The sequence below is a fragment of the Streptomonospora mangrovi genome (genome assembly GCF_027604915.1).
GTDB classification, from domain to species: Bacteria; Actinomycetota; Actinomycetes; order Streptosporangiales; family Streptosporangiaceae; genus Streptomonospora; species Streptomonospora mangrovi.
Window position 1 is genome coordinate 264268 of sequence record NZ_JAJAQC010000004.1, and the last position, 6748, is coordinate 271015.

4 protein-coding genes are annotated in these 6748 nt (G+C 73.8%); 3 read left to right on the plus strand and 1 reads right to left on the minus strand.

Annotated features, from left to right (window positions below; translation table 11 throughout):
* The first annotated feature begins 23 nt into the window (after nt 1-23).
* Nucleotides 24-2045, plus strand: a complete 2022-nt coding sequence (locus LG943_RS04060; protein ID WP_270070796.1) for a CocE/NonD family hydrolase — start codon at nt 24-26, stop codon at nt 2043-2045.
* 112 nt (nt 2046-2157) lie between these two features.
* Here the strand turns inward: LG943_RS04060 and LG943_RS04065 are convergent, their stop codons facing one another.
* Nucleotides 2158-2841 carry a GntR family transcriptional regulator gene (locus LG943_RS04065; RefSeq protein WP_270070797.1) on the minus strand — a complete coding sequence of 228 codons (684 nt, stop codon included), beginning with the start codon at nt 2839-2841 and terminating at the stop codon, nt 2158-2160.
* Between the two features lie 418 nt (nt 2842-3259).
* Here LG943_RS04065 and LG943_RS04070 point away from each other — a divergent pair, with 418 nt between their 5' ends.
* The gene (locus tag LG943_RS04070) at nt 3260-4285 is read left to right on the plus strand and encodes a 2-dehydropantoate 2-reductase (RefSeq protein WP_270070798.1); all 1026 of its coding nucleotides are present in this window, start codon (nt 3260-3262) and stop codon (nt 4283-4285) included.
* 231 nt (nt 4286-4516) lie between these two features.
* Nucleotides 4517-6487, plus strand: coding sequence for a molybdopterin oxidoreductase family protein (locus LG943_RS04075; protein WP_270070799.1), 1971 nt, complete (start codon nt 4517-4519; stop codon nt 6485-6487).
* Nucleotides 6488-6748: the final 261 nt, after the last annotated feature.

Sequence of the window (6748 nt, forward strand, 5' to 3'; positions counted from 1 at the left end):
ACGCGAGAAGGGAGACGCCCTGCATGCGCACCGTCACAGCGCTGCCCTACAAGATCATCGAGGAGCAGGGGATCTTCATCCCCATGTCCGACGGGGTCCGCCTGGCCGCCCGCGTCTGGCGGCCCGACACCGACGAGCCGGTGCCGGCGGTATTGGAGTTCATCCCCTACCGGCAGCGCGACCTGACCGCCCAGCGGGACTCCACGATCCACCCCTACCAGGCCGGCCACGGCTACGCCAGCGTGCGCGTCGACCTGCGCGGCAGCGGCGACTCCGAGGGGGTGCTCCAGGACGAGTACCTGGAGCGGGAGCTGCGCGACGCCGAGGAGATCCTGGCGTGGCTGGCCGACCAGCCCTGGTGCTCGGGCCGGACCGGCATGATGGGCATCTCGTGGGGCGGGTTCAACGCCCTCCAGGTGGCCGCCCGCCGGCCGGAGAGCCTGGGCGCGATCGTGACGCTGTGCTCCACCGACGACCGCTACGCCGACGACGTGCACTACATGGGCGGCTGCCTGCTGGGCGACAACCTGTCGTGGGCCTCGACCATGTTCGCCTACACCTCCTGCCCGCCCGACCCGGCGGTGGTGGGCGACCGCTGGCGCGAGATGTGGCGCGAGCGGCTGAAGCACAGCGGGCTGTGGCTGGACACCTGGCTGCGCCACCAGCGGCGCGACGACTACTGGCGGCACGGGTCGGTGTGTGAGGACCTGTCGGCGATCCGCACGCCGGTCCTGGCGGTCAGCGGGTGGGCCGACGGCTACTCCAACGCCGTGTTCCGGCTGATGGAGGGGCTGGACGTGCCGCGCCTGGGGCTGATCGGCCCGTGGTCGCACAAGTACCCGCACCTGGGCGTGCCGGGTCCGGCGATCGGGTTCATGCAGCAGTGCGTGCGCTGGTGGGACCGCTGGCTCAAGGACGTCGACAACGACGTGATGGACGAGCCCACGCTGCGCATCTGGATGCAGGAGAGCGTGCCGCCCTCCACCGCCTACGCCGAGCGGCCCGGCCGGTGGGTGGGCGAGGACTCCTGGCCCTCGCCGCGCGTGCTGGAGCACCGCCGCCCCCTGGCGCTGCACCGCATCGCCGCGCCCGGCGAGGAGGTCGAGCACGACATCGCCACGGTGCAGTCGCCGCTGACGGTCGGGCAGTTCGCGGGCAAGTGGTGCTCCTACAACGCCCCGCCGGACCTGCCCTACGACCAGCGGGAGGACGACGGCGGCTCGGTGGTGTTCGACAGCGAGGTGCTGACCGAGCGGCTGGAGATCCTGGGCGCGCCCGTGGTCAACCTGGAGTTCACGGTGGACCAGCCGGTGGCGATGGCCAGTGTGCGGCTGTCGGACGTGGCGCCCGACGGCAAGGCCACCCGGGTGACCTACGGGCTGCTCAACCTCACCCACGCCAAGGGCCACGACTGCCCCGAGGAGCTGGTGCCCGGCGAGCGCTACCGGGTGGCGATCCCGATGAACGGCGTGGCCCAGGTGTTCCCGCCGGGGCACAAGCTGCGGGTGTCGGTGTCGACCTCCTACTGGCCGCTGGCCTGGCCGCCGCCCGAACCGGTGGTGCTGACGGTGCTGCTGGAGGGCGGCACCGACCTGGTGCTGCCCGTGCGGCCCAACGACACGCCCGACGACGTCGCGCCCGACCCCTTCGGCGAGGCCGAGGGCACTCCGCCGCTGGAGACCGAGCACGTGGCGCCCGGTGACGAGCAGTGGCTGGTGGAGCGCGACCTGGTGGGCTACCGCTCGGCGCTGAAGGTGGTCAAGGACCTGGGCACGGTGCGGTTCGAGGACATCGACCTGGAGGTCACCCGGCGCAGCGAGGAGGTGTACACCTCCGAGGGCGACGACTTCTCCTCGCCGTGCGGCAGCACCGAGTGGCTGATGCGGTTCCGGCGGGGCGACTGGGTGGTCGAGACGGTGACCAAGACGGTGCTGACCTCCACGCCCGAGGAGTTCCGGATCAACGCCACGCTGGACGCGTTCGAGGGCGAGGCCCGGGTGGCGGCGCGGTCGTGGAACACGGTGGTGCCGCGCGACCACGTGTAGGGCACCGCGCGCGGCGGGACGCTCCGGGCGGCCCGGTCCGGGCCGGCCGGAGCGTCCCGGTCGGTTGAGGGGCCGCCGCGGGCGGCCGGCTGCCGGCGTGTCCGGCCGGGCGTCAGGCGGGGCGGTCGATCTGGGCGTGGTAGGTCAGCCGGGTGCGCTCGGTGTGCTCGCTCATGAGGCGGGCGGCCTCGGCCTGGTCGCCCTCGGCGATGGCGTCGATGATCCCGGCGTGCTCGTGCCAGGAGGCCATGCCGCGCGAGCGGGCGATGGGCGCGTAGTACCAGCGGACGCGGCGGTCGACCTGGGCGGCCAGTTCGGCGAGCACGCGGTTGCCCGACGCCTCGATGACGCCCCGGTGGAAGTCGGCGTTGGCGGTGACGACGCGGTCGACGTCGCCGGCCTCCACGGCCGCCACGCCCGCCCGCCACAGGTCGCGCAGGTGGGCGGTGCGGTCGGGGTGGGGCTGGCGGGCGGCCAGGCGCGCGGACTCGGTCTCCAGCACCGAGCGCACGGCCAGGAGCTGGTCGGCCTCGCTCTCGGTGGGGGTGTGCACGAAGGCGCCGTAGCCGGGGCGGAGGTCGACCCAGCCTTCGTTGCTCAGCCGCTGGAGGGCCTCGCGCACCGGCTGGCGCGACACCCCCAACTGCTCGGCCAGCTCGCTTTCGACCAGGTGGCGGCCGGGCGGGAACTCCCGGGTGATGATCAGGTTGAGGATGGTCTCGTAGACGGCCTCGCGCAGCGGCACCGGACGCTGCACCCGCCCGCCCAGCGCGGCCTTCAACGGCTGTGTGGTCATGGCGCCGCTCCTGCTCGTCGTACGCGTCGGTGGATGGTGTAGACAGTCTACGAAATCCCGAGCACCTCTACACGGAAACCGGCCCGGCCGCGCACCGGAGGGCGATCGCGAGCCCGCGGACGGCTCGCCGACCCGCGATCGCACCGGGCGCACCGGCGGTGCGCCGGACCGGCCGCGGGCACCCAGGGCACCCGCTGCCGCACCCCGCGCGGGGCGGGGAACCCCGGCCCGGCCGCGGTGTCCGGCCCCGCGGCGGCGGAGGGCGCACGGCAGAGGGCGCGTACGGCACCGAGAAGAACTCGGGATGTTGCCGTTCCTCCGCATTCGCACGTTCCTTTTCCGCCGCCGCCCCCTCGAACACCGCAGACACTCAGCATACTGTATACAAAATCGTTCCGCCCAGCGAACGGAGCCCATCATGAGAATCGCCATCCTCGGCGCGGGCGCCATCGGCGCCTACGCCGGAGCGGCCCTGCACCGCGGCGGGGCCGAGGTCCACCTCATCGCCCGCGGCGCCCACCTGGAGGCCCTGCGCGCCGAGGGCGTGCGCGTGCTCAGCCCCCGCGGCGACTTCACCGCCCGCCCCAACGCCACCGCCGACCCCCGCGAGGTCGGCCCGGTCGACATCGTCTTCCTGGGGCTCAAGGCCCAGCACTACGCCTCCTGCGGCCCGATGCTGCGCCCGCTGATGGGGCCGGGCACCGGCGTGGTCGCCGCGCAGAACGGGATCCCCTGGTGGTACTTCCACGGGGTGGACGGCCCCTTCGCCGGGCGGCGGGTGGAGACCGTGGACCCCGGCGGCGCGGTCAGCCGGGCCATCCCCGTCGAGCGCGCCATCGGCTGCGTGGTCTACGCCGCCACCGAGATCGCCGCGCCCGGTGTCATCCACCACCTGGAGGGCACCCGGTTCTCCATCGGCGAGCCCGACGGCTCGGACTCCGCGCGCTGCCGCGACTTCGCCGAGGCGATGCGGGCCGGCGGCCTCAAGTGCCCGGTGGAGCCCGACCTGCGCGAGGACATCTGGGTCAAGCTGATGGGCAACATCACCTTCAACCCGCTCAGCGCGCTGACCCGCTCGACCATGGCGCAGATCTGCCGCGACCGCTCCACCCGCGAACTGGCGCTGACGATGATGCGCGAGACGCTGGAGGTGGCCGGGCGGCTGGGCGTGCGCACCGACGTCTCGGTGGAGCGCCGCCTGGCCGGGGCCGAGCGCGCCGGCGACCACCGCACCTCCACCCTGCACGACGTCGAGCGCGGCCGGCCCATGGAGCTGGACGTCCTGCTCACCGCCGTCATCGAACTGGCCGACCTGACCGGCGCCGAGGTGCCCACCCTGCGCACGGTCGACGCCATCGCCCGGCTGCTCAACGCCCGCCTGCTGGACGGCAGCGTGGCCGCCGGACTCGACGCCGCCCGCACCGCGCCCGCCACGGCGGCCTGAGCGGCGACCCGCCCCGACCCGGGCGCCGACTCCCCCGCAGCACCCTGCCCCGCCGCGCACCCGTCCGGCCGCGCCCTTGCCCGCCGCCGCGACGGCGCATACTGTAGACAATATTGAGCAATCTCGGGTAGTGCAGAATCAGCAGCACCGCGTAGTGCGGCGCTCTCCCAGCGTTTCCCCGCGCGGCTGACGAACCGCAGTGGCCATGAGACCCCAAGCGAGGCCGACACCATGCGATCGAAGGACCATCCGCCCGGCAGCTACGAACGGCTCACCCGGCCCCTGGTGCGGGAGAACGGCGAACTCCGCCCCGCCTCGTGGGACGAGGCGCTCGACCGCGCCGCCGCCGGCTTCTCCGCCGCCGTCGACACCCACGGCCCCAACGCGTTCGGGATGCTCTCCTGCGCCCGGGCCACCAACGAGATGAACTTCATGGCCCAGAAGTTCACCCGCGTCGTCATGGGCACCAACAACGTCGACTCCTGCAACCGCACCTGCCACGCCCCGAGCGTGGCCGGGCTGGCGGCGGCCTTCGGCTCGGGCGGGGGCACCTCCTCCTACGCCGAGGTCGAGGACACCGACCTGATCGTGGTGTGGGGCGGCAACCCCCGCTTCGCGCACCCGATCTTCTTCCAGCACGTCCTCAAGGGCGTGCACCGGGGCGCCCGGCTGTTCGTGGTGGACCCCCGCCGGACCTCCTCGGCGCAGTGGGCCGACCGCTGGCTGGGCCTCAACGTGGGCACCGACATCCCGCTGGCCCACGCCATCGGCCGCGAGATCATCCACGCCGGCCTGGCCAACGACACCTTCATCCGCCGCGGCACCACCGGCTTCGAGGAGTACCGCGAACTGGTGGAGCCCTGGACCCTGGCGGCGGCCGAGGCCGAGACCGGGGTGCCCGCCGAGGCCATCCGCGAACTGGCGCACGCCTACGCCACCGCCGAGCGCGCCCAGCTGTGCTGGACGCTGGGCATCACCGAGCACCACAACGCCACCGACAACGTCAAGGCGCTCATCAACCTGTCGCTGCTCACCGGGCACGTGGGCCGCCACGGCTCGGGCCTGCAACCGCTGCGCGGGCAGAACAACGTGCAGGGCGGCGGCGACATGGGCGCCATCCCCGACCGGCTGGCCGGGTTCCAGGACATCCTCGACCCCCAGGTGCGGGCGCGCTTCGAGGCCGCCTGGGACACCACCATCCAGCCGAGCAAGGGCCGCACCCTGACCCAGATGTTCGAGGCGATGGACGAGGGCGAACTGAAGGCCCTCTACGTCATCGGCGAGAACCCGGTGCAGTCCGAGCCCGAGACCCACACCACCACCCGCCGGCTCGGGCGGCTGGACCACCTGGTGGTGCAGGACATCTTCCTGACCCGCACGGCCGAACTGGCCGACGTGGTGCTGCCCGCCAGCGCCTCGTGGTGCGAGTCCGACGGCACCTTCACCAACAGCGAGCGGCGCGTGCAACTGGTCCGCAAGGCGCTGGACCCGCCGCCCGGCGCGCGCGACGACATCGAGATCCTGTGCGACCTGGCCGAGCGGCTGGGCCACCCCTGGCGCCGGCCCAGCGCCGAGGAGGTGTGGGACGAACTGCGCTCGCTCTCGCCCATCCACCGCGGCATGAGCTACGAGCGGCTGGCGCGGTTGCAGGGCATCCAGTGGCCGTGCTACTCCGAGGACAGCCTGGAGCCGACCTACCTGCACGCCCGCCTGTGGTCGGAGGACCCCGAGGAGCGCGGCCGGCCGGCCCCGTTCGGGATCGTGGGCCACTCGCCGCCGGTGGACCTGCTGGACGACGACTACCCGTTCCGGCTCACCACCGGCCGGCGCCTGGACGACTACAACACCGGCGTGCAGACCAGCGGCTTCTCCTCCCCGCTGCGGCGGGGCGAGACCCTGGACATCTCCCCCGAGGACGCCGCGCGCCTGGGCCTGGCCGAGGGCGAGATCGTGCGGGTGTCCTCGCGGCGCGGCTCGGTGCTGGTGCCGGTGGCGATCAGCACCGCGATGCGGGAGGGGCTGGTCTTCATGACCTTCCACTTCCCCGACCAGGTCGACACCCAACTGCTCACCATCGACGCCACCGACCCGGTCGCCGGCACCGCCGAGTACAAGGCCGCCGCCGTGCGCATCGAGAAGGTGGACGAGGCCGAGCGCTCCGCCGCCGGCGCGGCGCCGGTGTCGGTGCACGCCGCCCCCTGACCGGCCCGGAGGCCGCCGCCGGGTCCGCCCGGCGGCGGCCGGCGCGGTCCCGCGCCGCGGGCAGGCCGCGCGGGACCGCGCACCGTGCCGGAGGTGTGCGGCCGGTGCCGTAACCCCCCAGTCCCGCCGCGACCGGCGGCCGGAGCCGCACGGTTCCGGCCGCGCCTTCGGGTGCGCTGTTCGCCACCCGGCACCCGAGGGCGCGGTCGCGGACGCGCGGCGGTGGGTGGCCGGGGACGCCCGACGTCCCGGCCACCCACC

Excerpts from the sequence above, each read along its gene's own strand:
- LG943_RS04075 (WP_270070799.1), top strand. The coding sequence starts at position 4,517 with ATGCGATCGAAGGACCATCCGCCCGGCAGCTACGAACGGCTCACCCGG.
- LG943_RS04060 (WP_270070796.1), top strand. The coding sequence starts at position 24 with ATGCGCACCGTCACAGCGCTGCCCTACAAGATCATCGAGGAGCAGGGG.
- LG943_RS04065 (WP_270070797.1), bottom strand. The coding sequence starts at position 2,841 with ATGACCACACAGCCGTTGAAGGCCGCGCTGGGCGGGCGGGTGCAGCGT.
- LG943_RS04070 (WP_270070798.1), top strand. The coding sequence starts at position 3,260 with ATGAGAATCGCCATCCTCGGCGCGGGCGCCATCGGCGCCTACGCCGGA.